This window comes from Nocardia bovistercoris (genome assembly GCF_015674855.1).
Lineage (GTDB): Bacteria > Actinomycetota > Actinomycetes > Mycobacteriales > Mycobacteriaceae > Nocardia > Nocardia bovistercoris.
On sequence record NZ_JADMLG010000014.1, the window covers coordinates 135,687 to 160,025 of the forward strand.

Here is a 24,339-nt window from a genome sequence, read left to right on the forward strand (position 1 = left end):
ATGCCTGGATCAGCCGGTCACCGGCGCGGGTTCGGGTACTGCTGTCCGACCGTGGGCCGCACCTCGCTTCGGCGCGGGTGCGGTCCACGGTCGTTCTGCTTCAACAGGGTTTGCCCTGGTGTCGCTGGTCTGCGGCGCGAGTCGTCCGAGGTGGGGTGGGTCCGGGAATGGGACGCCGGGAGGGGCGAAAGGGCGGCAGAAGTGAAATGGTCGTGTGTAAGATCGGCTAACCTGTTCGGCAGCGACCGGACAGCGGCGATAGGTGAACCGGGGTACCGGTCCGTTGTCGGCAGTAGTCGGCGCCGGGATCCCGGTGTGAGAAAGGAAGTTTCATGGAAGGCGTAGACATCGCCGCCCTGGTTGCCCTGCTCCTCGGAGTATTCGGCTCCGGCTCGTCGATCAACTACACCCCCGGCGCCTGAGCGCGTCCTGGAAAGGAAACACACACTATGGACACCGGAAGCGCGGGCTTCAGCGCCCTCTTCGCGGCACTGGCCAACCTGATAGCCACCGGCTCATCCATCTCGGTGACCCCCGGACTGTGAACGCCGTTGACGGGGCGGGCGCGCGGGGCCTGCCCCGTCTTCGTCTCATCCCTGGCCCACGATCCCGTCCACGAGTTCGGCCAGCGCGTCCGGCTCCGACCACATCGGCCAGTGCCCGGTCGGCAGATCGACCAACACCGCGCCCACCCGAGGGACCTCGGAGAAGATCGGGGCCTCCCCGCTCGTACTCAACTGTCCGACCAGATCCGCGGCGATACTCGTGCACACCACCGTCGTCGGCACCGCGAGCCTGGCTGTCGATTCGCTCAACTCCAGCGGCGCGCCCGCGATACTCGCGGGCTGCGACACCGCCCGCTCCCGGAACCTGGCCAACGCCTTGTCGTCGAGTCCGGTGAGACTGTTGCCCTCGGCCTCCAACTCCGCCCACGACGGCAGCGCGAACTCGCGCGCCGAACCCAGGTCGTCGCGCAGCACGAACCCGTCCGGAATCGGCGCGCTGTCGATGTAGATCGCGTGCCTGACCCGCTCGGGCGCACGGTCGGTGGCCAGATACGCGGGCACCGCGCCGCCGGAGTGCGCGACCAGCACCGCGTCGCCGTCGGGGCCGATGGCCGCCACGATCGCCCGCGCCTGATCCGCGAGTGTGGCGTCGAGTCGGTGCGCGTCCTCGGGGTCGAGGCCGGGCAGGGTCAGCGCGCACACCTCGTGCCCGCGTTCCCGCAGCCGCTCGCCCACCTCGTCCCACGCCCACGCGCCGAGCCAGAATCCCGGAATCAATACGACCCGAGTCGTCATGTCCCCTCCAAATCTCGCGGATCAACCCGGCGCGCCCGTGCGGGCGGCGGCGCTAGTAGACCGGACCCGTGTACTTCTCGCCCGGCCCTTGACCCGGCTGGTCCGGGTGGGCCGACGCTTCGCGGAACGCCCGCTGCAATGCCTGCAAGCCGTCGCGGATCGGACCCGCGTGCGGCCCGAGGTATTCGACCGAGGCGGTGACCAGACCCGCGAGCGCGGTGATCACCCGACGCGCCTCGTCCAGGTCGAGGCGCGAGCCGCCGTTCGGGTCCTCCTCGGCCAGTCCGAGCTTCTCGGCCGCCGAACTCATGAGCATCACCGCGGCGCGGCTGATCACCTCCACCGCGGGAATGTCGGCGAGTTCGCGCACCGGGACGTCCGGCTGTTCAGTCATATCGGCAAGGCTAGGCGGCGGGGTCGCGGCCGCTGCGCGCGCCCGGTGGTCGACACCGCCGCTTCGGGCATGTCCGCAGTTCAGGGCGCGATTCTCGAGGTCGGGGCGGGGCGCGATTCGGCGATAGCGTTCGGCAATGTTAGACTTCTCGCTGACGACCGCCCCGGACTTGCGCCGGGGCCGATAAGTGGAGCCCGACTCCCACCGTTGCCGACATGGCATCAAGCCATCGTACGTTCAACGGTCCGGTCACCCGCCCACGCCGGGCGGGATTCTCGTGCGAAGCGCATCGCCTTCGACGCGGGATCGACGTGTGTGCGCCGCTGTGCGATCACCTCCGTCGATGATCGGTCGACTCGGGCCTCGTGGTGAAGAAATTCACCGCGGGGCTTTTGTGTTGAACATGGGGTTGCATTCATTGCGCGCGGTCGTCCGACGACACCGTTTGACCTAGGAGGCCCCATCAGCACTGAGACCCGCATCAACGATCGCATCCGTGTTCCCGAAGTCCGGCTCATCGGACCTGGCGGTGAACAGGTTGGGATCGTGCGTGTTGAAGATGCGTTACGCGTCGCCCTCGAAGCCGACCTCGACCTCGTCGAGGTGGCCCCGGATGCCCGTCCGCCGGTCTGCAAGATCATGGACTACGGCAAGTTCAAGTACGAGACGGCGCAGAAGGCGCGCGAGTCTCGGAAGAACCAAGTGCAGACCGTGATCAAGGAGCAGAAGCTCCGACCGAAGATCGACGACCACGACTACGAGACCAAGAAGCGCAATGTGGTGCGCTTCCTCGACGCCGGTTCGAAGGTCAAGGTCACGATCATGTTCCGCGGTCGCGAGCAGTCGCGGCCCGAACTGGGCTTCCGGTTGTTGCAGCGCCTCGCCTCCGACGTCGCCGAACTCGGTTTCGTCGAGACCTCCGCCAAGCAGGACGGTCGAAACATGACCATGGTCCTCGCGCCGCACAAGGGCGCGAAGACGCGGGTCAAGGCCCAGCAGGAGTCGTCGGCTCCGCGGCCGCCGCAGTCCGCGCCCGCGCAGTCCGCGCCCGCGCAGCCCGCGCAGGCGCAGACCGCCGCCGCACCGGCCGCCCCCGCCGCGGAACAGGCCGCACCGGCCGAGCCGCAGTAACACCGACAGAACCGGTGGTTCGCGAGAGCCACCGGCACGAGACAGATAGAGGAATCCATGCCGAAGATGAAGAGTCACAGCGGCGCCTCGAAGCGATTCAAGGTGTCCGGTAAAGGCAAGCTGCTGCGTCAGCAGGCGAACCGTCGCCACCTGTTCGAGCACAAGCCCACCCGCCGGACTCGTCGTCTGGACGGCACGGAGGTCGTCGCGGCTGCCGACGTCCGTCGCGTGAAGAAGCTGCTGGGTATCTGACACCCGCCCCCGCGGCACAGCGCGACCGGAGACTTCCGGCGCCATCCCGACCGACCATATTCGGGCGCTACACACGCGCCCCCAACTTCGAACAGGACTGACCAGTGGCACGCGTCAAGAGGGCCGTCAACGCTCAGAAGAAGCGCCGTTCCATCCTCGAGGCATCCAAGGGCTACCGCGGCCAGCGCTCGCGGCTGTACCGCAAGGCCAAGGAACAGCAGCTGCACTCGCTCACCTACGCCTACCGGGACCGCCGGGCGCGCAAGGGTGACTTCCGCAAGCTGTGGATCGCGCGCATCAACGCCGCGGCGCGGATCAACGACATCACCTACAACCGCTTCATCCAGGGCCTGAAGGCCGCGGGTGTCGAGGTCGATCGCAAGATCCTCGCCGAGCTGGCCGTCTCCGACGCCGAGGCGTTCGCCGGACTGGTCGCGGTCGCGAAGGCGGCGCTGCCCGCCGACGTGAACGCGCAGGCCGCCTGAGCTTGACTCCAACCCCGGAACGACCCGTGGAAGCGCTCTCCGAGCGGAATCCGCGGGTCGTTTCCGCTGTGAAGCTCCATCGCGCCGTCCAGCGCCGCCAGAGCGGGCGCTTCCTCGCCGAGGGCGCGAATTCCGTCGCCGCGGCCCTGGAGACCGGGCGGGTGCGCGAGCTGTTCTATTCGGCGCAGGCCGCGTCACGTGAGCACGAACTCGTCGCCGGGGCGGCGGCCGTCGGCGTGCGGGTCACCCTGGTGAGTGATCGCGCGGCGCGCAAGCTCTCCGAGACGGTGACGGCGCCGGGCCTGGTCGCGGTGTGCGATCTGATCGATGTCGCGTTGGCCGAGGTGCTCGACGCGGGTCCGCGGCTGCTCGCGGTGCCGGTGGAGATCGCCGAACCGGGCAATGCGGGCACGCTGATCCGGGTGGCCGACGCGGTCGGCGCGGACGGCGTCGTGCTCGCGGGCGACACCGTGGATCCGCACAACGGCAAATGCGTACGCGCCAGCGCGGGCAGCGTGTTCCACGTGCCGATCGCGCGCGGCCACGATATCGACGCCACGCTGGATGCCATCGCCGCCGCCGGGGTGACGCTCGTGGCCACCGCGGCCGACGGCGAGGTGGACCTGGACGACGCGGGGCAGATCCTGTCGGGTCCGGTGGCGTGGCTGTTCGGCAACGAGGCGCACGGTCTCGATCCTGAGGTGGCCGCGCGCGCCGACCATCGCGTGCGCATCCCCATCCGTGGCCGCGCGGAGAGCCTCAACCTCGCCGCCGCGGCCGCCATCTGCCTGTACGCGGGTTCGCGCGTGCGGTGACTCCCGTCGCTGTCGCGCGGCGTGTCGAAGGTCGGGCGCCGCACATCGGCGCCAGGTCACGCCACGCTGCCGCGCGTGCGGTGCGTCGGGGATCCGCGGTCCCGGTGATCCGTGGCGAGCGGGCATGCAGGCGAAGAGTCGTTCGCCCCGGCGAGCCGGTGTGATGTGTGCGCCTGGCAGCGCCGGACGAACAAGCACGGGGTGGCGCGCGTTGTTCGCCCCGGCGATGCCGGTGTGATGTGTGCCGGGTCGGGTTCGGGTTGTCGGTACAACCGAGGTGTTCGCCTGTACCGTGGATATGTGACGAAACCGGTCAATATGCGGTTGCCGCACGAACTCGTCGAGGCGGCGCGGCGGGTCGCCGATCGCGAGGGTATCTCGTTGACCGCCTTCGCCGTCAGGGCGATCGAGGCGGATCTGCTGCGCAGGGAGTTCGCCGAGCATGCCCGTATGGTGACCGAGGCCGAGGATGCCGACCGGCTCGCGGGCAAGTCCCGCGCGGTGCGCGACGGCCTGTCGAGATGGAAGCGGGACCGCTCCAGCGGGGCGGCGTGAAGCGCGGTCGTGAAACAGGGCGACGTCTACATCTCCGAACCGTCGGCGTTGACCGGCGCGCGTGACCTGTATCTCGTCGTCTCCAGTGACGAATACAACAACGCGGAAGGGCCGACGGTGGTGGTCGTCGAGATCGAAACCGGAACGCGTTTCCGCGCAACGCCTTTCGGTACCGCGGTGGAGACCCCGTTCGGGGTGGCTCTGGCCGACCGGCTGCTGTGGCTGCCGCGCGTACTCGTCGGGCAGCGCTTCGACGTCCTCGATCCCGACCTGACCCGTCAGGTGGTCGACGCGGGCTGCCGGGTGCTGCGCGGCGTGCTCTGAGCGCGGTCCGGACACACCCCGCGACGTCGCCGGGCGGTAATCCGAATGAAGTGGGTATGGCCGATCCCATAGGATTCTTGCTTGGCAATGTGGGTAAGCATCCGCCGTACCCGTGTGAACTGATCCCAAGGGGAGAGTCGAACGATCGTGGCCGACGACACGAAAGCCGCCGCCGAAGCGAGCGCGGAGCTGACCGAGGAGTCGCTGGCCGCCGCCGCGGCGGCGGCCGAGAAGGCGTTCGCCGCCGCCGCCGATCTGGACGCGCTCGCGGTCGCCAAGACCGACCATCTCGGCGGCAAGGCGCCGCTGGCGCTGGCCCAGCGGGCGCTCGGCGCGCTGCCGAAGTCGGAGAAGGCGGATGCCGGTAAACGCGTCAACGTCGCGCGGGCGCGGGTGTCGGAGGCGTTCGAGTCAAGGCGCGCTGTGCTGCTCGCCGAACGCGATGCCGCGGTGCTGGTCGCCGAGGCCATCGACGTCACGCTGCCCGCGCGCCGCGAACAGGTCGGCGCCCGGCACCCGATCACCGTGATCTCCGAGCGCATCGCCGACGTGTTCGTCGGAATGGGCTGGGAGGTGGCCGAGGGCCCCGAGGTCGAGACCGAGCACTTCAACTTCGACGCGCTCAACTTCCTGCCCGATCATCCCGCGCGCACCATGCAGGACACCTTCCACATCGCCCCGGAGGGTTCGCGCCAGGTGCTGCGCACCCACACCTCTCCCGTGCAGGTGCGTTCGATGCTGGAGCGGGAACTGCCGATCTACGTCGTGTGTCCTGGCCGCACCTTCCGCACCGACGAACTCGACGCCACCCACACCCCGGTCTTCGCCCAGGTCGAGGGCCTCGCGGTGGACAAGGGCCTGACGATGGCGCATCTGCGCGGCACCCTCGACGCGTTCGCGCGCGCGCTGTTCGGTCCCGAGACGCGCACCAGGATGCGCCCCAACTACTTCCCGTTCACCGAACCCTCCGCCGAGGTCGACGTGTGGTTCCCGGACAAGAAGGGCGGCGCGGGCTGGGTCGAATGGGGCGGCTGCGGCATGGTGAACCCGAAGGTGCTGATCGCCAGCGGGATCGATCCCGAGGTGTACAGCGGGTTCGCGTTCGGTATGGGCTTGGAGCGCACGTTGCAGTTCCGCAACGGCATCCCGGACATGCGCGACATCGTCGAGGGCGACGTGCGTTTCACGCTGCCCTTCGGTATCCGGTCCTGACCCACCTTCGATCGAGAGAGCGAAACGTCAAGTGCGAGTAGCGCAGTCCTGGCTGACCGATATCATCCGGCGCACCAACCCCGAGTGGTCGGTGACGCCGGAGGAGCTCGACGCCGGATTCGTCCGCGTCGGCCTCGAGGTGGAGGAGGTCGACGAACTCGAGCGGGTCGGCGGCGAGATCGCCACGCCGCTGGTCGTCGGCCGGGTCGCCGAGATCACCGAACTCACCGAGTTCAAGAAGCCGATCCGGTTCTGCAAGGTGGATGTCGGCAATCCCGACCCGCAGGAGATCGTCTGCGGCGCGAGCAATTTCGCGGTCGGTGATCTGGTCGTCGTCGTGCTGCCCGGCGGCGTGCTGCCCGGCGGTTTCGCGATCTCCTCGCGCAAGACCTACGGACACGTGTCCAACGGCATGATCTGCTCGGTGGCCGAACTCGGTATCGGCAAGGACCACAGCGGCATCCTCGTGCTCGAGCCCGGCACCGCCGAGCCGGGGGCCGACGCCAACGAACTGCTCGGACTCGACGACACCGTCATCGAACTGAACATCACCCCCGACCGGGGCTACTGCTTCTCGGTGCGCGGTCTGGCCCGTGAGCTGGCCTGCGGATTCGATCTCGAATACGCCGATCCCGCGGTGCGCACGCTGCCCGACGCCGAGGCCGACGCCTGGCCGGTCACCGTCGAATCCGGTTCGCGGTGCACGCGGTTCGCGGTGCGCCGGGTCACCGGGATCGATCCGAAGGCCGTGAGCCCGTGGTGGCTGCAGCGTCGGCTGCTGCTGTCCGGGGTGCGTCCGATCTCGCCCGCTGTCGACGTGACCAACTACGTCATGCTCGAACTCGGCCAGCCGCTGCACGCCTTCGACGCCGCCGCCGTGCGCGGCGGTCTCGTGGTGCGCACCGCCAACAAGGGCGAGACGCTGCGCACCCTCGACGAGGTGGAGCGGGTGCTCGACGCCGAGGACGTGGTGATCGCCGACGACTCCGGCGTGATCTCGCTGGCGGGCGTGATGGGCGGCGCGAGCACCGAGGTCGGCGCGAGCACCACCGATGTGGTGTTGGAGGCGGCCACCTGGAATCCGCTGCTGGTCTATCGCACCGCGCGCAGACACAAGCTGGTCTCGGAGGCGGGTAAGCGCTACGAGCGGGTCGTCGATCCCGAGATCAATGTCGCCGCGTTGGACCGGGCGGCCACGCTGCTGGCCGAGATCGCGGGCGGCACGATCGAATCCGCGCTCACCGATGTCCGCATCCCGGTGCCCGCGCCCGAACCGATCCGCATCGATATCGATCTGGCCGACCGGGTCGCGGGCGTCACGTATCCGACCGGAACCTCGGCGCGCCGCCTCGCCCAGATCGGCTGCACGGTCGAGGTGGCGGTGAACGAGGCGACCGCGCACGGTCAGCTCGTGGTCACCCCGCCGAGCTGGCGGCCCGATCTCGCGCAGCCTGCCGACCTGGTCGAGGAGGTGCTTCGCCTCGAAGGGCTGGAGCAGATCCCGTCGGTGCTGCCGACGGCGCCCGCCGGTCGCGGACTCACCGCCGCCCAGCGCCGCCGCCGCGCGGTGAGCCGTGCGCTGGCCTTCGCGGGCGCGGTCGAGGTGCTGCCGCCGCCGTTCCTCGCGGCCGGTGTGTTCGACGTGTGGGGGCTGGACGCGGAGGATCCGCGTCGGGTCACCACGCGGGTGCTGAATCCGCTCGACGTGGAGCGCGCCGAATTGGCGACCACGCTGCTGCCGGGACTGCTCGAGGTGGCCGCGCGCAATATCTCGCGCGGCACGCGCGACCTGACCCTGTACGGCATCGCGCAGGTCGTCGCGCCGGGTCCGAACACCCGGTCGGTCGACGCGCTGCCGGTCGATCGCCGTCCCACCGAGGAACAGATCGGCGAACTGCTGGATTCACTGCCCGCGCAGCCGGTGCACGTCGCCGCGGTGCTCACCGGACGGCGTGCGCCGCGCGGGCCGTGGGGACAGGGCCGCGCGGCCGAGGCCGCCGACGCGTTCGCGCTGGCGGATGTGATCGCCGACGCGGCCGGGGCGCGGATCGAGCGGCGCCCGGTCGCGCACCTGCCGTGGCATCCTGGCCGGTGCGCCGAACTCGTCGTCGACGGTGTCGTGGTCGGGTACGCGGGGGAGTTGCATCCGGCCGTGCTCGAGCGCGCCGACCTGCCGCCACGCACCTGCGCGCTCGAACTCGATCTGGACGCGTTGCCGCTGGCGGAGGCACGCCCCGCACCGCTGGTCTCGCCGTTCCCCGCGGTGTTCCAGGACGTGTCGGTGAGCGTCGACCGGTCGGTGCCAGCGGCGTCGGTGGAGTCCGCGCTGCGCGGCGGCGGCGGTGATCTGCTCGAGGACATCGCACTGTTCGACGTGTACGAGGGCGCGCAGGCGGGCGAGGGCCGCAAATCCCTCACCTACGCGCTGCGTTTCCGCGCGGCGGACCGCACCCTCACCGAGGACGAGGCGAGTGCGGCGCGCGATGCGGCGGTGGCCGCTGCGGGTGCCGCCGTGGGCGCGGTGCTGCGCGGGTAGCGCGTGACCGTGCGGAGAGCGGTGGCCGAGCGCGCCGCGGACCGCACGCCGACCGTGGGCGGCGATCGGGCGGCGATCGGGCGGTGGCCGCCGCGGGATGGCAGCGCCGGTAGCGCGGCGGTGACGTCGAGTACCGGTCGAAGTCGTCTCGCGCGCGCTTCGGCCGGGGTCCGAGGACGGTCTGCGGGGATGTCGGACGGTGCGGGTAGCGTGGGCGCGGAGTCCGCAACCCGAACCGGAGGTTCCGATGAGCGTGCAAGCGGTATGGAACGGCGCCGTACTCGCCGAGAGCGAGGACACCGTGGTCGTGGAGGGCAACCACTACTTTCCGGTGGATTCGATCGTCGCCGAGTACTTCTCGGGTAGTGATACGCACACCGTCTGCCCGTGGAAGGGCACGGCCTCCTACTACACGGTCACGGTGGACGGTAAGTCGAATACGGACGCGGCCTGGTTCTATCCCGAGCCGAAATCCGAGGCCGAGCGAATTCGCGACCGGGTGGCGTTCTGGCGCGGCGTCGATATCGTGCGGAACTGAGTCGGTATCCGGATGAAACTCCTCGTGCGGCATCCGGCCGCCCCGATCCTCAACGCGCTGACCTTCCAGCCCCAGGACCGCGCGATCGCGCGGACGCCCGCCGCGCTCGGTCTGACCTTCACGGATCTTTCCATCGACACCGCCGACGGTCAGACCGTGCACGGCTGGTGGATGCCCGCCCCGCGTTCGCGCGGGCACGTCCTGTTCGCGCACGGCAACGGCGGCACGATCGGTGATCGGGTGCCGATCTTCGCGCTGCTCGCCGAATTGGGGTTGGATGTGCTCGCCTTCGACTATCGCGGGTTCGGACGCAGCACCGGACGCCCGAGCGAGCGCGGCACCTATCTCGACGCGCGGGCGGCAAGGCAGACCCTGCTCTCGCGGCCGGGCGTTGATCCCGATCGTGTGCTGTACCTGGGCAAATCGCTCGGCGGCGGGGTGATGACGGAGTTGAGTTCGCGGCATCCGCCCGCCGGATTGATCCTGATGTCGACGTTCACCGGCATCCGTGACGCGGCCCGCACGCTGTATCCGTACCTGCCGAGCCCGCTGGTGCCCGACGCCTATCCGAGCCTGCGCCGCATCCGCGACCTGCGCACGCCGGTGTTGATCATGCACGGCGACCGCGACGAACTGCTCCCGCTGCGGCACGCGCGGCGGCTGCACGAGGCGGCGCACGAACCCAAACGGCTCGAGGTGTTCGAGGGCGCGGGCCACAACGATCTCATCGCGCTCGGCGCCGGGCGGTGGATGCGGATTCTGCGCGAGTGGACCGGCGAGGTGCTCGGTCCGTGACGGGTCGGGCCGCGCGTGCGCTGCGTAACCTGGCTCTATGAGTGATGACAGTGATATCGCGGCGCGTCTGGCGGCGCTCTCGGATGCCGAACTGATCGCGGTTCTGCGTCCGGTGGTGGCCGGTCGTTCGCGGCTGTGGGCCCTGAGTGCGGCGCTCGATGAGCTCGCGGGTGTGCACCATGCCGAGATCGTCGACGATGTGAATCCTGGCACAACGAAGCCGGGGACCCGTGACGCGGCACCGAGCGGTTATGCGTCGGGGCAGGTGAGCGGCGGTATCGCGGTGCCGGTGGTGCCGTCGGGTACCTCTGATTCGGCTCTCACCGGCGGTTACTCCTCCTCCGGCGTGCCGACCTTCGACTCCGTTCGCGATAAGGTCGAGCGGCGCTTCGGCACCGCGCAGGGCATGGACGAGCTGGATCGGCAGACCCCGGTGGGCCGCGGCGTCGAGGAACAGTTCCAGGCGCGGGAGAAGGCGGCGCGCGAGCGTCTCGACCGGATACGGGAGTCGTTGCGCGACGACGGCTAGCGACGCACGTCGTTCGCTTCGCTCGCCGCGCCGGACACGGATGGAGGATTGGCGATGGGCGAAGCGCGAGAGATCGCCGAACGACTACTCGACGCCCAGGTGGAGTTCCTGCTCGCCGAGGTGAGCGGTGCGCGGTTCGCCGAGGTGATCGCCCGTGACGTGGACGCGGTGATCGGCGTGGCCGACACTCTCGTGGTGCGCGAGGTCGTCGGCATCGAGCAGGCCAAGCAGACGGTGCGCACCGTGGTCGACCTGATCGGCGGCAGTCCGGTTTTCGCCGACACGGCGGGCGTGTTCGCGAACTCGATCTACGACCACATCGCCGACAACGACGAGTACACCCTCGGCGACGTGGTGGAACGCGAACCGGTGGAGGCGTTGCTGGCCAAGATCTTCGGCATGCACCAGGCCCAGGAGCGGATGCTGAACCGGCTCACCGAGTCTCCGCTGGTGGCCACCGTCGCCGCGAAGTTCGTCGACAAGCTGATCGACGACTTCATGTCCGCCAATCGTGAACGCGCCGAGAAGATTCCGGGTGTGTCCTCGCTGATGTCGATCGGGCAGTCGGCGGCCAATCGGGCCAGGAAGGTCGCGGCCGACAACACGTTCGTCGGCGATCTCGCGGGCAAGGGCGCGCTGTTCGCGCTCAAGCGCACCAACAATGCCATCCGCGAGATGTTGCGTGACGCGCCGGTGCATTCGGCGGCGATGGAGTTCTGGGATCTGCACGCCGACGAGCCGGTGAGCGGGCTGCGTGAATACCTCACGCGCAAGGATCTCGAGGAACTCGTCCTTCTGGTCTACGAAATCGCCGTGACCACGCGGGAGAAGGAGTATTTCGGGTTGCTGCTCGACGAATGCGTCGAGGTGTTCTTCCAGAAGTACGGCGATCTGAGCTTGGCGGCCATGCTGCCCGAACTCGGTCTCACCGAAGCGGATATCGCCGGTGAGATCCTGCGCTACGGCCCGGCGATCATCGAGGGCGCCAAGCGCGACGGTGTGCTCGCGGCCCTGATCCGGGAGCGGCTCGAGCCGTTCTATACCTCCGCGGCGGTGCTGTCGATTCTGGCCGGTTGACGCACCGGTTCTCGACACCCTTTGTGAGCGGATGGACACACCGGAACATGTTGATTACCAGCATGTATACAAATAAGTAGTATGTCCGAATTGTCCGTTTTTCGCGTTGACTGGCGATACCCCCTGTGGGAGCGTGCACCTGACTTTCCGTGTGCTCGCCGTGGAGCAATCACGGCTCGCGTTCGGAGGAGCAGGGTGGTGCGTTTACGGTTCAGGCCGGAAAAAAGCGGTGCGGCAACCGCTGTCGTGGACGGTGCGGCAAACGCGGGCGCGCGTGCTCGGCGCAGGCCAGGCGCCGCTTCCAATCTGGTTCGACCGCGCACCATTCGCGGCCAGCTGAGCCGAATTCTGCTGGTGTCGCTACTCATGGTGTCGGCGCTGCTCGGTGTCATCGCGGTAGGTCAAGTCGAGAAATACCGCGGCAGTGGCGACACCGTCGAAGCCGTGGAACTCGGACTGGCCGTGCAGGATCTGCTGCACGAGACGCAACGTGAACGCGGTCTGACCAACGGCTGGCTCGGCGGTGACGGCAGGCTGCGCAACAGCGTCGTCGACCAGCGCGGCAACACCGATCGCGCGCTCGCGGCGCTGGAAGCCGCGATGGCGCAAGGTCCGAGCGGCGCCGACCGGGTGGCTTCGGCGGCCGGACAGTTCGCCCCGCTGGCCGCGACCAGAACCCAGATCGATGCCGGACGAATTCCCCGTGCCGCCGCGTTCCAGTACTACACCGACGGAATCAACGCGCTGAACCACCTGCGCCTCGGCCTCGACGAGGCCGACGACCCCGAGGTCCGGCACGCCTTGCAGTCCTTCTACGCGCTCGGCGAGGCGAAGGAACAGACCGCGCGCGAACGCGGATTCCTCAACGGCGTCTTCTCCGCCGAAGGATTCGCGCCGGGCGAATATGTCCAATTCCTCGACATCCGCGCCGCCAAGACCGCCGGGCTCGCGGCCTTCGCCCGCGACGCCACCCCCCGGCAGCAGACCATACTCGACACCGCGATGGGCAGTGAGAACGCCTTGCGCGCAGGCGAGTCCGAGAAGATCGCCATCGACTCGGCGGCGGGACCGCTGATCGCCGAGGTCGATCCGATCGCGTGGTGGTCGCAGATGACCGCTGTCATCGATGATCAGCGCACCGTGCAGCGCGCGGTCGGCGCGGCGGTCACCGGTCGCGCCCACGAATTGCGCCGCGCCGCCGCCTACGCTCTCGCGGGCTTCGGGGCGGCCGCGCTGCTCGCGGTCGCCATGCAGATCGCCCTGGTCGTCGGCAGTATGCGTGCCATCGTGCGACCGCTGGCGGCGTTGGCCGACGAAGCCGACGACGTCGCGGGCCAGCGCCTGCCGACCGTGATCGACGCCTGGCACGACGCGGGCGAGGTGGTGCCGGACCCGCCGACCCCGGTGCGCACACCCGACGGGGCGAGTGTCGAGATCGCCGCCGTGGCACACGCGTTGGACCGGGTGCAGACCACCGCGGTGGAACTCGCCTCCGCGCAAGCGGTGATGCGGCGCAACAGCACCGACTCGATGGCGAACCTGGCGCGGCGCAATCAGAACCTCGTCCGCCGCCAACTCGGCCTGATCAGCGAATTCGAACGCGCGGAACTCGATCCGAAGGCGCTGTCGAATCTGTTCGAGCTCGACCACCTCGCCACCAGGATGCGCCGCAACGCCGAAAGCCTGCTTGTGCTCGTCGGTGAGGCCAGTCCACGCCGCTGGACCTCGCCGATCCCGCTCACCGACGTCATCCGCGCCGCCCTGTCCGAGGTGGACGACTACCGCCGCGTGATGTTGCGCCGCATCGACGACGTCTCCGTCGCGGGGTCGGTGGTCAGCGAACTCGCGCATATGCTCGCGGAACTGATCGAGAACGGATTGGCCTTCTCCCCGCCCGATCTGGAAGTGGAGATCTACGGCCGCAAACAGGGCAAGAGCTACCTGCTCGCCGTGGTCGACCACGGTGTCGGCATGCCCGAAGATCACCTCGCCGAGGCCAACGCCCGGCTGCGCGGCGAACGCGACTTCATGGTGGCACCCACTCGCTACCTCGGGCACTATGTGGTCGGTCGCCTCGCGCGCCGCCTGAAGGTCGGCGTCGAACTGAACACCTCACCGGTCAGCGGCATCGTCGCCCGCCTGCTGTTGCCTCCGGAAATACTCGACGGTTACACCGAACCCGTCGCCGAATCCGACGTGGTCGAGCCCGCGGAGTCGGTGAGCTCGCAGTCGGTGAGCGCGGAGTCGGTGAGCGCCGAGCTCTCCCTGCTCACCTTCTCCGACGGCGCGAGCGCCGGGCCCGCCGACCATCCGGTCGCCGAGCCCGCCGCTCGCGAACGCCGCCGCGCGCCCGCCGCCGCGAACGGGCAGGCGGGACTGGCTGCCGCGCTCGACATCTGGAACGGGCCGGGTCCCGCGCACGCGGTAGGCCGTCCCAGAACCGAAGAAGTCCCCACGCCGCCCACCGCCGATGAAATCGCCGCGCCTGCCACCCTCGCTCCTCCTGCCCGATCGGCGACAACGGGTGTCGCGACCGGGCAGCTCGGCGCACCAGGAAGCAACGGCCGCGGTGGACCCGATGGCAGTGAACACGGCAAACCCGCGGCGGAGGTTCGGGGGCCATCGAAGGACGGGGCCGACGCGGGCCCCGAGCCCGCGTCTCGACAATGGTGGCAGGTCTCCGACGAGGCCGAATCCGAAGCGGATACCACACAATCGACGCGGCGCACCAAGAATGGACTGGTCAAGCGCAACAAACGCATCCGAGGAACAGACGCCGTCGCGGCGCGCCCGATGCCCCCGCGCCCGCCGCGCACCCCCGTACCGGAGCGCAGCCCCGAGGAGGTGCGAGGCATGTTGTCGGCCTTCCGCACCGGCACGCAGCGCGCGGCCCCCGCGCCGGCGACTCCGCAATCGCCGGCGCGTCCCGCCGCCGCACCGCCGGGACCGCTCGAGACGATGCCGCTGCCGCACCGCGCGGCGGCCACGGCGGCGCAGATCGAACCACACGCCCCGGGGCGGATCGCCCCGCGCAAACCGCTCCCCGGTGCCGGGCAGGGACAGACCACCGCCACTTTCGCGCCGGGACCGGCCGCGACGCGGACACCGCATTCGGCATCGCGGATCTCGCCCGGCGTCGCCGCCGCGCCGCAAGTCGCCGGGCAGGTGCCGCCGCCGCGATCCTCGCCTGCCACGGCGTGGGAGCAAGCGCGTGACGCCACGGCGTGGGAGCAAGCGCGTGACGGCAAGGCCGGTGCGGCGCGACGGCCGGGTGACGCGCCGCTGCCGCAACGCAGAATGTTGTCGCAGTCGGCGCCGCCGCCGGTGCCGGGACAAGACGTAGTCGGATCCGAAACCGACACGCGCGCCGTCGATTCGGCGCGGACGTTAGATCACTACTGAGTACGACAAGGGGAGTTCGTGACCACACATGCCGTGACCACTTCGGTCGATTCCGCGTCCACCGCGGATCCACAGAGCTTCAACTGGTTGTTGGCGAACTTCGTCCGCAATACCGACGGCGTCCGCGATTCGGTAGCCGTCTCCTCCGACGGACTGCTCATCGCGATGTCGGAGGGACTCGATCGCGCGGGCGGCGACCGACTCGCCGCCATGGTTTCGGGTCTGACCAGTTTGGCCAAGAGCGCTTCGCGCAGTTACGAATTCGACGGTCTGAAGCTGATCATGATCGAGATGAAGCGCGGCTTCCTGCTCATCTCGGCGCTCGGCGACGGCAGCTGCCTCGGCGTGATCGCGGACGGCACTTGCGATGTCGGCCTGGTCGGCTACGAGATGGCGATTCTGGCGGAGCGGGCGGGCACTCTGCTGAATCCGGCGTTGATCACTCAGTTGCGGGGGACATTGCGCAGATGAGAGAACCCGATCGGCCGCGCTTGCCTGATCCGCGCATGATTCCGGTGACCCGGTCGACGGGGTGGTTCGATCCGACCGCGCCGCCGCCGGATCGAACGACGGACTACGACGTCGACAGCGCGGACAGTTTCGTGCGGCCGTTCGTGATGACGGCGGGGCGCACCACGCCCCTGCTGGACGGTCTGCGGATCGAGACGCTGGTCCAGGCTTCGCCCGCCGCGCTGTCCGCGCCGCTGCGTTTCGAACAGCGTACGGTGGTCGCGCTGTGTCAGATCGCGCATTCGATCGCCGAGATCGCGAACAAGCTGCGGGTGCCGATCGGCGTCGCACGGGTGATCGTCGGCGATCTGGCCACCCAAGGTTTCGTGCAAGTCCGCGACGCTCCCGAGTTGTCGATCGCGGCCATCGAGAGGATCAGGGATCTTGTCCGGGCACTCTGAATTCGGTATCGCAGGCGATGTCGCGCTGGCAGGGCCGCCGCCGTCGTCGGTGAAGGTGGTGATCAGCGGCGGTTTCGGCGTCGGCAAGACCACCTTCATCGGCGCGATCTCCGAGATCGAACCGCTGGTCACCGAGGCGGCCATGACGGAAATGGCGCTGGGGGTCGACGATCCGGGGCATCGCGCCGACAAGTCGGTGACCACCGTCGCCCTCGATTTCGGGCGCATCACGCTGGACAGTTCGCTGATCCTCTACCTGTTCGGCACTCCGGGGCAGGACCGTTTCGTCTTCCTGTGGGACGACCTGGTCGACGGTGCGCTCGGCGCGGTGATCGTGGTCGACACCAGCCGCGTCGAGGACTGCTATCCGGTGCTCGACTATTTCGAGGAGCACAACACGCCGTTCGTGGTGGCGGTCAACCGTTTCGACGACGGCACCGTCTTCGCGCTGGACGAGGTGCGCGAGGCGCTCGAACTCGAGGACTGGATTCCGGTGCTGGAATGCGATGCGCGCAGCCGCGAGTCGGTGCGCGACATTCTGGTCGCCCTGCTCGAGCAGGTGCTGCTGTTCCGGGTGGCGCCGCCGCGGGTCGGTTCCCGAGGATGAGCGCGCACGGTCGGCTCGCGGGCGCCACGCGGTGCTCGGGCAGTGTGATCCGATCGCGTAGGGGTGCCCACTCGCGGCTACTCGGCAGTACTGTTCGAGGATGACCGAACCGCGGATCGAGACCGAACAGGACGCCATCCGGCCGCTGCGCGACGACATCCGCTTCCTCGGCGGCGTGCTCGGCGACACCATCCACGACCACGAGGGGCCCGAGGTCTTCGACCTCATCGAGCGCGTGCGCATCGAGGCGTTCCGGGTGCGGCGCGAGGAGGTGGGGCGCAGCGCGGTGGCGCGCATGCTGGAAGGCGTCGACATCGCCGTTGCGCTGCCGCTGATCCGCGCTTTCAGCTATTTCGTGCTGCTGGCCAATCTCGCCGAGGATCTACAGCGCGACCGGCGCCGCGCCGTGCACGAGGCGGCGGGGGAGCCGCCGCAGGATTCGTCGCTGGCCGCCACCTACCGCAAACTCGACGCCGCCGCCCTCGACGGCGCCGCGGTGGCCGACCTGCTCGCCGACGCGCTGGTCTCCCCGGTGATCACCGCGCACCCCACCGAGACCAGGCGGCGCACCGTCTTCGACGTGCAGACCGGGATCACCGAACTCATGCGGCTGCGCGGCCGCTACGCCGAGGGCGAGCGGGAGCGCGCCGAATTCGAGCTCGGCATCCGCAGGCAGGTGCTCGCGCTGTGGCGCACGGCGCTGATCCGCTTGCAGCGGTTGCGGATTCAGGACGAGATCGCGGTCGGTCTTCGCTATTACGAGCTGACCTTGTTCGACGTGATCCCGGCGATCAACGCCGAGGTGCGCGCGGCGCTGCGGTCCCGTTGGCCGGGTGTCGACCTGTTGCCGCGGCCGATGTTGCGGCCCGGTTCGTGGATCGGCGGCGATCGCGACGGCAATCCCTTCGTGACGCCGGAGGTGGTGCGGCAGGCGGCGAGTCGGGCGGCCGCGGTCGCCTTCGGCCGGTATCTGCGCGAGTTGGAGGAGTTGGAGAAGTCGCTGGCCCAGTCGGCGCGGCTGGTGACGGTGTCGGCGCGGGTCGCGGAACTGGCCGCGGCGGGCTATCCGGATCCGGCCGTGCACGCCGACGAACCGTATCGCCGTGCGCTGCACGCCATCCGGCGCAGGCTGACGGTCACCGCCGCGCACGCCCTCGACGCGATCGACGGCGGTAGCGAGGCGGCCGCACCGCCCGAGCCGCTTGCCGCCGCACTCCCCGCTCGCGAAACCGAAGGCGCCGAACCGTATCCCACTCCGCAGGCGGTGCTCGACGATCTGGACGCGATCGACGCCTCCCTGCGTGCCTGCGGTGACGACCTGCTCGCCGACGATCGCCTCGCCGCGCTGCGCAATGCCGTGGAGACATTCGGGTTCCACCTCCAGGGTCTGGACATGCGCCAGAACTCCGAAGTGCACGAACAGGTGGTGGCCGAACTGCTGGCATGGGCGGGAGTGCACCGGGACTACGTGAGCCTGTCCGAAGACGAGCGTGTCGAACTGCTCGCGGCCGAATTGCGCACGCGGCGACCGCTGCTCGGTCCGCACGCCCGGCTCGGCGAACTCGCCGCGAAGGAGATCGGGATCGTGCGCGCCGCCCGCGACGTGGTGGCGGCGCTCGGCCCGGAAGCCGTCCCGAACTACATCATCAGCATGTGCACCTCGGTCAGCGACATGCTCGAGGCCGCGCTGCTGCTCAAGGAGGGCGGCCTGCTCGATCCGGGCGCGCCCGACGTCGCGCCCGCCTGTTCGGTGGGCATCGTGCCGCTGTTCGAGACCATCGAGGATCTCGGCGCGGGCGCGGCGACCCTGGCCGCGGTGCTCGACGTGCCGGTGTATCGGGATCTGGTTGCGGCCAAGCAGATGCGCCAAGAGGTCATGCTCGGCTACTCCGACTCCAACAAGGACGGCGGCTACCTGGCCGCCAACTGGGCGCTGTACCGGGCCGAACTGGATCTGGTCGAGGTGGTGCGCAAGACCGGAATCAGGTTGCGGCTGTTCCACGGTCGTGGCGGCACCGTCGGACGCGGCGGCGGGCGCAGCTACGACGCCATCCTCGCCCAGCCCGCCGGCGCGGTGCTCGGATCGCTGCGGCTCACCGAACAGGGCGAGGTGATCGCCGCCAAGTACGCCGAACCGCGTGCGGCCCACCGCAATCTGGAATCGCTGATCGCGGGCACCCTCGAATCCACGCTGCTCGACGTGGAGGGACTCGGTCCCGACGCCGAACCCGCCTACGAACTCATGGACGAACTGGCCGCGCGCGCCCGCGCCGCCTACTCCCGATTGGTGCACGAGACACCGGGTTTCGTCGAGTACTTCCGGCAGTCGACACCGGTGGCCGAGGTCGGCGACCTGAATATCGGCAGCAGGCCCGCCTCGCGCAAGCCGACGAGTTCGGTCTCGGATCTGCGGGCGATCCCGTGGGTGATGTCGTGGAGTCAGGCCAGGGTCATGCTGCCCGGCTGGTACGGCACCGGAACCGCGCTCGAGGAGTGGATCGGCGGCGACGCCGACCGGCTGGCGACCTTGTCGCGGCTGTATCGGACCTGGCCGTTCCTGCGCACCGTGCTGTCGAATCTGGCGCAGGTCATGGCCAAGAGCGATCTCGACATCGCCGCGCGCTACGCCGACCTGGTCGAGGACGCGACATTGCGCGACACCATCTTCGGCATGATCACCGACGAACACGCCCGCACCGTGCGCGTGCACGCCGCGATCACCGGCAACGACCATCTGCTCGCGGACAATCCGTCGCTGGCGGAGTCCATCCACAACCGGTTCCCGTATCTGGAGCCGCTGAACCAGATGCAGGTGGAGTTGCTGCGCAGGCTGCGCGCCGGCGACGATTCGGAGCTGGTCAAGCGCGGCATCCTGTTGACCATGAACGGGTTGGCGACCGCGCTGCGCAACTCCGGGTAGCGCGTGGACATCGACGAGCCGGCCGTCGCCGCGTTGTCGCTGCGGCGTCTCGGACCCGAGCACAAGGGTGTGCCCGCTGCCGCGTGGGGTCGTACGGTGGTCGAATTCCTCGATACCGCACCGGGTCTCGACGCATTCCAGACACCGCTGCTCACCCTCGACCGCCGGGTGCTCGATGCCAATCTCGCCGTCATGGGCGAGTTGGCGCGGCGGGCCGGGGTGCGGTTGGCGCCGCACGGCAAGACCACCATGGCGCCGCGGCTGTGGGCCGAGCAGTTGGCGGCCGGATGCTGGGGGATCACGGTGGCCACCGTGTGGCAGGCGCAGGTGGCGCGGATGTTCGGGGTTCGGCGGCTGCTGTTGGCCAACGAGCTGGTCGATCCGGTGGGGTTGCGTTGGGTCGCCGAGGAGTTGGCTCGGGATCCTTTGTTCGAATTCGTCTGCTGGGCCGACAGTGTGGACGCCGTCGAGGTGATGGCGCAAGTGCTGGAGTCCGTGCCGGGTGCGCCGCGGCTGCGGGTGTTGGTCGAACTCGGTGGGGCCGATGGCCGGACGGGTGCGCGCGGGATCGGCCGGGGGCGTGCGGTCGCGGACGCGATCCGGCGGGCGAAATCCCTTGTCCTGGCGGGTGTCGGTGGTTACGAGGGTGTGCTCGGGACGGATCGCGGGCCAACCGCGCAGTTCGTTGTCCGCGGGTATCTGGACGAGATCGGCGCGCTGCACCGGGAATTGGCCGCACGCGGGTGGTACGAGGATTCGGCGATCGTCACCGCGGGCGGCAGTGCGTACCAGGACCTGGTGATCGAACGGCTGGCGGATTGTGCCGACGCGGCGACCACCGTGATCCTGCGCAGCGGCGCCTATCTGGTGCACGACGACGGCTTCTACGCGGATATCTCACCGCTGTCGCCCGAACGCGCCGCCGAACCGCTGCGCTCGGCCATGCACGGCTGGGCTCGGGTGGTGTCGAGGCCGGAGCCGGGACTCGCGCTGCTCGACGCGGGTAAGCGTGATCTGCCCTACGACAAGGGATTGCCGGTGCCGCAGCTCGTGATCGGATCGGTCGATACGGTGCGAATTCCGGGCGCCGCTGTCACCGAACTCAACGATCAGCACGCTTATATGCGACTGCCCGCCGATGCCGAACTCTCGGTGGGTGATGTGGTGCGGCTCGGGTTGTCGCATCCCTGTACGGCTTTCGACAAATGGCGGTTGATCCCGGTCGTCGACGACGCGGATGCCCTGCGCCCGCGCGTGATCGACCTGGTGCACACCTTCTTCTGAGCGTACGGCTCAGCCCAGCAGCGCCCGCACCGTGCGATCCATCGCCTGCGTCGGGTCGAAATCCGCTGTCGGGTTGAACAGTTGATGCATGACGAGACCGTCGAGGTAGTCGGCGAGGATCTTCGCGGTGGTGGCGTCGGCGTCGAACGCGCCGAGGATGGTCGCCGCCCACGCGAGCAGGCGCTCGTGACTTCGCCGCATGGATTCCAGGAGTACGGGATTGGTCTGCGCCTCGAGGAACAGGGCGTAGCGGGCCAGGGTGCGGGTGCGGTCGGTGTGCACCGCGTGCCGGGCGAACAGGGTGAGGCCCGCGACGAGATGGTCGATCTCGGTGGGGGCGGGTACCCGGCTCAGGGCCGCCCAGTCCGTGTAGTCGCGTTCTTCGAGGCGTTCGGCGACGCCGGTGAGCAGCGCCTCCCGCGTGCGGAAGTAGTTCGACGCGGAGCCCGACGGCATGGACGCGGATTCGTCGACCGCGCGGTGGGTGAGGGCGCGCAGGCCGCGGGTCCCGAGTAGTTCGATCGCCCCGTCGAGAACGAGTTCGCGTTTCGTAGGCACCCGCGCGACACTACATCAGTAGTTGAGATACTACAAATGTTGTGGATCTACTACATAAGTAGTAACGTGGCCTGCACGCGATTCATTGAGAGGTGGCGGAAATGTCCGGGGCGGTCATCGTCGGCGGTGGAATCGGCGGATTGGCCACGGCCATCGCGCTGTCCCGGCGCGGTTGGGACGTCGAGGTGCTGGAGCGTTCGCCTCGGCTCACCGCGCTCGGTGCGGGCCTGTCGCTGTGGTCCAACGCGCTGCGCGCCCTCGACGCGCTCGGCGTCGGCGCGCAGGTGCGGGCACGCGCGCGGGAAGAGGTCGGCGCCGGCATCCGCGACAGCCGCGGCAGGCGGCTCGCGCGCTCCGATATGGCGGCGGTCCGCGCGCGCTACGGCTTGCCGATCGTCATCCACCGCGCCGACCTGCTCGACATCTTGCGCGCCGCACTGCCGGAATCCGCGGTGCGCACCGGGATCTCGGTCACCGAGGTGTGCACCGACGGCGTCGTGACACACAGCGGCAGCCGCGAAACCGCCGACCTGGTCGTCGGCGCCGACGGCATCCGCAGTGTGGTGCGACGCGCGGTCTGCGGCCACATCGAACCCGTCTACGCGGGCTACACCGCATGGCGCACCGTGCTGACACCGCGCGAACCCCTGCTCGACATGGGCGAGAGCTGGGGTCGCGGTGAACGTTTCGGCTTCACCCCGCTCCCCGACGGCCGGGTATACGCCTTCGCCTGCGCGAATATGCCCCCCGACGCCGAAATCGACGGACCGTCCGAACTCCGCCGCCGCTTCGGCCACTGGCACAACCCGATTCCGTCCCTGCTCGACGCCATCGACCCGGCCGCCCTGCTCCGCCACGACATCTACGACCTGCCCCGCCTCGACACCTACGTGCGCGGCCGGGTCGCGCTGGTCGGCGACGCCGCGCACGCCATGACCCCCAACCTCGGCCAAGGCGCATGCCAGGCCCTGGAAGACGCCGTGGTCCTGGCCCGCCACGCCGACGAACCCGACCTCACCGACTACGACCGCGAACGCCGCCCACGCGCCCGGATGATCGCCGACCGCTCGGCCCGCATCGGCCAGGTCGCCCAACTCTCCTCGCCGCCGGTGGTTTTCGCACGCGACCTCGCACTGCGCGCGATCCCGGCGTTGGCGCAGGTCCGCGGGCTGGCGCCGGTGCTGGATTGGAGTTGTTGAGGCGGTGGACCGCTCGTGACGGAGTCGGGCGCGGCGGCTGTCGGCTACGACCGTGTCGAAGCGCACCGGCTCGCACGCGGTCGAGGATGTGCGCGAGGATGTCGGCGATCGGACGCTCGTCGTCCCGGCGAATGTCGCCGCCTGAACCGGTTTCGTACCACCCCGGTGGCGCCATCGTCGCCGGACCGGGCGACAGGCCCGCACCTGGTTGTCGAGCGATGGTGGTGGCCGAGCCGATCACCTTCGGCTGCGATTCGAACAGGCTGACCGTCGGCGGCGGGACCCACTCGGATCCATGGCGGTGACGCATCGTCGGTGCCCCACGGGGCGAGCACCGTGAGTACGCCATCGCGGCCATCGACGACGATGTCGGCTGCCCGTGCACTGCCTACGGCCACCGACGAGACGTCCGTGATGGGTCCCTGTCGAGTGCTGCGGGTGCGTGACACTCGGCGCGCGTGCTCTCGGCATCGTCCGATCGGGTCGGTTCGGGTGTCGCGTATCGTTTCGCCATCGCGGCGGTGATCTCGGCCATCCGTGCTCGCACCTCCGGGGGGTCCAGAATTTCCGCGTGCTCGCCGATCATCAGAAGGCCGTGCAGGAGAACCTCGTACGACTCGCAGGGCACGGTCACCAGCACTCGGCCCTCGTCGTCCGGCGCCGACATGCTCGCGTGCGCTTCGGCGGCCACCGCCGGGTCGAACGCCAGCCGCAGCATGCCGATGTGTTCCTGATCGATCCGGCAGCGCGCCCGCACTCGCATCATCGAGCGAGCGAACTCCGCCTGCGCCGCGGTCCAGTGCGTGGCGAGGTCGAAATCAGCGGGCCGGGTGAAGGTTTCGTCGGTGATCCGGGCGGATTCGATGCGCCCGACCCGGTAGGACCTGATATCGGCGCCGTGGCGCGCAACCAGGTACCAGGTGCCCGCTTTGAGGACGAGGCCGAGCGGGTCGAGTGCGCGTTCCACCACCCGGTCGGCGCGACCGTAGCGCACCTCGAGCCTGCGGTCGTGCCACAGCGCGTCGGTGAGCGTGGCCAGGGTCGGGGTGTCGTCGGGTCGCTGGAACCAGCCCGGCGCGTCCACGTGCACCCGTTCGGAGATCCGCGTCGCGCGTCCGCGCAGTTCCGGCGGCAGCGCGGCGAGCACCTTCAACTGGGCGGTGGCCAGCACGGTGCCGAGTCCCAGGTCGGCGGCGGCGTGCGGCAGTCCGGCCAGCAGTACCGCGTCGGCCTCCTGCGCGGTGAGCCCGGTCAGTCGCGTCCGGTACCCGTCGACCAGCCGCACCCCGCCCGCCCGACCCTGTTCGCTGTAGACCGGAACCCCCGACGCCGACAGCGCCTCGATATCGCGGTACACCGTCCGCACCGACACCTCGAGCTCCTCGGCCAGCGCGGGCGCGGTGGCACGGCCCCTGGTCTGCAATATCAGCAGCAACCGAACCAACCGACTCGCACGCACCACCCGAGAATATCCGGCAAACCTGACAGAAGATGACAGGTTTGCGTCGTACCGT

The 24,339-nt window shown here is 69.4% G+C and carries 23 protein-coding genes; 19 read left to right on the plus strand and 4 right to left on the minus strand.

Annotated features, from left to right (window positions below):
* Nucleotides 1–590: 590 nt before the first annotated feature.
* The gene (locus IT779_RS28750) at nucleotides 591–1,301 is read right to left on the minus strand and encodes an alpha/beta fold hydrolase (protein ID WP_196152573.1); all 711 of its coding nucleotides are present in this window, start codon (nucleotides 1,299–1,301) and stop codon (nucleotides 591–593) included.
* Between the two features lie 52 nt (nucleotides 1,302–1,353).
* Nucleotides 1,354–1,695, minus strand: a complete 342-nt coding sequence (locus IT779_RS28755) for a DUF1844 domain-containing protein (RefSeq protein ID WP_196152574.1) — start codon at nucleotides 1,693–1,695, stop codon at nucleotides 1,354–1,356.
* Nucleotides 1,696–2,112: 417 nt separating this feature from the next.
* Here IT779_RS28755 and infC point away from each other — a divergent pair, with 417 nt between their 5' ends.
* The 18 genes from infC to IT779_RS28845 all read left to right on the plus strand — a co-directional run bounded on the left by infC (nucleotide 2,113) and on the right by IT779_RS28845 (nucleotide 21,068).
* A complete protein-coding gene (infC, locus tag IT779_RS28760; RefSeq protein WP_196152637.1) occupies nucleotides 2,113–2,826 on the plus strand; it encodes a translation initiation factor IF-3 in 714 nt (237 codons plus the stop codon).
* Between the two features lie 57 nt (nucleotides 2,827–2,883).
* Entirely contained in the window at nucleotides 2,884–3,078 is a 195-nt protein-coding gene (gene rpmI, locus IT779_RS28765; protein WP_040706116.1) for a 50S ribosomal protein L35, read from the plus strand.
* A gap of 104 nt (nucleotides 3,079–3,182) precedes the next feature.
* The gene (gene rplT / locus IT779_RS28770) at nucleotides 3,183–3,563 is read left to right on the plus strand and encodes a 50S ribosomal protein L20 (RefSeq protein ID WP_196152575.1); all 381 of its coding nucleotides are present in this window, start codon (nucleotides 3,183–3,185) and stop codon (nucleotides 3,561–3,563) included.
* A gap of 26 nt (nucleotides 3,564–3,589) precedes the next feature.
* Nucleotides 3,590–4,378 carry a TrmH family RNA methyltransferase gene (locus tag IT779_RS28775; RefSeq protein WP_196152576.1) on the plus strand — a complete coding sequence of 263 codons (789 nt, stop codon included), beginning with the start codon at nucleotides 3,590–3,592 and terminating at the stop codon, nucleotides 4,376–4,378.
* 300 nt (nucleotides 4,379–4,678) lie between these two features.
* Nucleotides 4,679–4,933: a ribbon-helix-helix domain-containing protein gene (locus IT779_RS28780; protein WP_196152577.1), complete on the plus strand. Its 255-nt coding sequence runs from the start codon at nucleotides 4,679–4,681 to the stop codon at nucleotides 4,931–4,933.
* Between the two features lie 9 nt (nucleotides 4,934–4,942).
* Nucleotides 4,943–5,257 (plus strand): type II toxin-antitoxin system PemK/MazF family toxin, encoded by a 315-nt coding sequence (locus tag IT779_RS28785; RefSeq protein WP_196152578.1) that lies wholly within the window; start codon nucleotides 4,943–4,945, stop codon nucleotides 5,255–5,257.
* A gap of 147 nt (nucleotides 5,258–5,404) precedes the next feature.
* Nucleotides 5,405–6,469 (plus strand): phenylalanine--tRNA ligase subunit alpha, encoded by a 1,065-nt coding sequence (gene pheS / locus IT779_RS28790; RefSeq protein WP_196152579.1) that lies wholly within the window; start codon nucleotides 5,405–5,407, stop codon nucleotides 6,467–6,469.
* 31 nt (nucleotides 6,470–6,500) lie between these two features.
* The gene (pheT, locus tag IT779_RS28795) at nucleotides 6,501–9,005 is read left to right on the plus strand and encodes a phenylalanine--tRNA ligase subunit beta (protein ID WP_196152580.1); all 2,505 of its coding nucleotides are present in this window, start codon (nucleotides 6,501–6,503) and stop codon (nucleotides 9,003–9,005) included.
* 247 nt (nucleotides 9,006–9,252) lie between these two features.
* A complete protein-coding gene (locus IT779_RS28800; protein ID WP_196152581.1) occupies nucleotides 9,253–9,543 on the plus strand; it encodes a DUF427 domain-containing protein in 291 nt (96 codons plus the stop codon).
* Between the two features lie 12 nt (nucleotides 9,544–9,555).
* Nucleotides 9,556–10,338, plus strand: a complete 783-nt coding sequence (locus tag IT779_RS28805) for an alpha/beta hydrolase (RefSeq protein ID WP_198429036.1) — start codon at nucleotides 9,556–9,558, stop codon at nucleotides 10,336–10,338.
* Nucleotides 10,339–10,375: 37 nt separating this feature from the next.
* Nucleotides 10,376–10,867: a PspA/IM30 family protein gene (locus tag IT779_RS28810; protein ID WP_196152582.1), complete on the plus strand. Its 492-nt coding sequence runs from the start codon at nucleotides 10,376–10,378 to the stop codon at nucleotides 10,865–10,867.
* A 54-nt stretch (nucleotides 10,868–10,921) separates the two neighbouring features.
* Complete coding sequence (locus tag IT779_RS28815; protein ID WP_196152583.1) at nucleotides 10,922–11,944, plus strand: hypothetical protein; 1,023 nt, start codon at nucleotides 10,922–10,924, stop codon at nucleotides 11,942–11,944.
* 198 nt (nucleotides 11,945–12,142) lie between these two features.
* Nucleotides 12,143–15,346, plus strand: a complete 3,204-nt coding sequence (locus IT779_RS28820; RefSeq protein ID WP_332839016.1) for a sensor histidine kinase — start codon at nucleotides 12,143–12,145, stop codon at nucleotides 15,344–15,346.
* An 18-nt stretch (nucleotides 15,347–15,364) separates the two neighbouring features.
* A complete protein-coding gene (locus tag IT779_RS28825) occupies nucleotides 15,365–15,817 on the plus strand; it encodes a roadblock/LC7 domain-containing protein (protein ID WP_332839017.1) in 453 nt (150 codons plus the stop codon).
* Nucleotides 15,814–16,257: a DUF742 domain-containing protein gene (locus tag IT779_RS28830; protein ID WP_232542197.1), complete on the plus strand. Its 444-nt coding sequence runs from the start codon at nucleotides 15,814–15,816 to the stop codon at nucleotides 16,255–16,257. The genes IT779_RS28825 and IT779_RS28830 overlap by 4 nt, the downstream gene beginning before the upstream one ends.
* On the plus strand, nucleotides 16,241–16,864 hold the full coding sequence (locus IT779_RS28835; protein ID WP_456299695.1) for a GTP-binding protein: 624 nt from the start codon (nucleotides 16,241–16,243) through the stop codon (nucleotides 16,862–16,864). Before IT779_RS28830 ends, IT779_RS28835 begins: the two co-directional genes overlap by 17 nt.
* A 100-nt stretch (nucleotides 16,865–16,964) precedes the next feature.
* On the plus strand, nucleotides 16,965–19,784 hold the full coding sequence (gene ppc / locus IT779_RS28840; protein ID WP_196152584.1) for a phosphoenolpyruvate carboxylase: 2,820 nt from the start codon (nucleotides 16,965–16,967) through the stop codon (nucleotides 19,782–19,784).
* Between the two features lie 3 nt (nucleotides 19,785–19,787).
* Nucleotides 19,788–21,068 (plus strand): type III PLP-dependent enzyme domain-containing protein, encoded by a 1,281-nt coding sequence (locus IT779_RS28845; protein ID WP_196152585.1) that lies wholly within the window; start codon nucleotides 19,788–19,790, stop codon nucleotides 21,066–21,068.
* A 9-nt stretch (nucleotides 21,069–21,077) separates the two neighbouring features.
* Here IT779_RS28845 and IT779_RS28850 read toward each other — a convergent pair whose 3' ends face one another.
* Entirely contained in the window at nucleotides 21,078–21,626 is a 549-nt protein-coding gene (locus IT779_RS28850; protein WP_196152586.1) for a TetR/AcrR family transcriptional regulator, read from the minus strand.
* A gap of 101 nt (nucleotides 21,627–21,727) precedes the next feature.
* Here IT779_RS28850 and IT779_RS28855 point away from each other — a divergent pair, with 101 nt between their 5' ends.
* On the plus strand, nucleotides 21,728–22,825 hold the full coding sequence (locus IT779_RS28855; protein ID WP_196152587.1) for an FAD-dependent oxidoreductase: 1,098 nt from the start codon (nucleotides 21,728–21,730) through the stop codon (nucleotides 22,823–22,825).
* A 388-nt stretch (nucleotides 22,826–23,213) separates the two neighbouring features.
* On the opposite strand, the gene IT779_RS28860 is transcribed toward IT779_RS28855, so the two are convergent.
* Complete coding sequence (locus tag IT779_RS28860; RefSeq protein WP_196152588.1) at nucleotides 23,214–24,284, minus strand: helix-turn-helix transcriptional regulator; 1,071 nt, start codon at nucleotides 24,282–24,284, stop codon at nucleotides 23,214–23,216.
* Nucleotides 24,285–24,339: the final 55 nt, after the last annotated feature.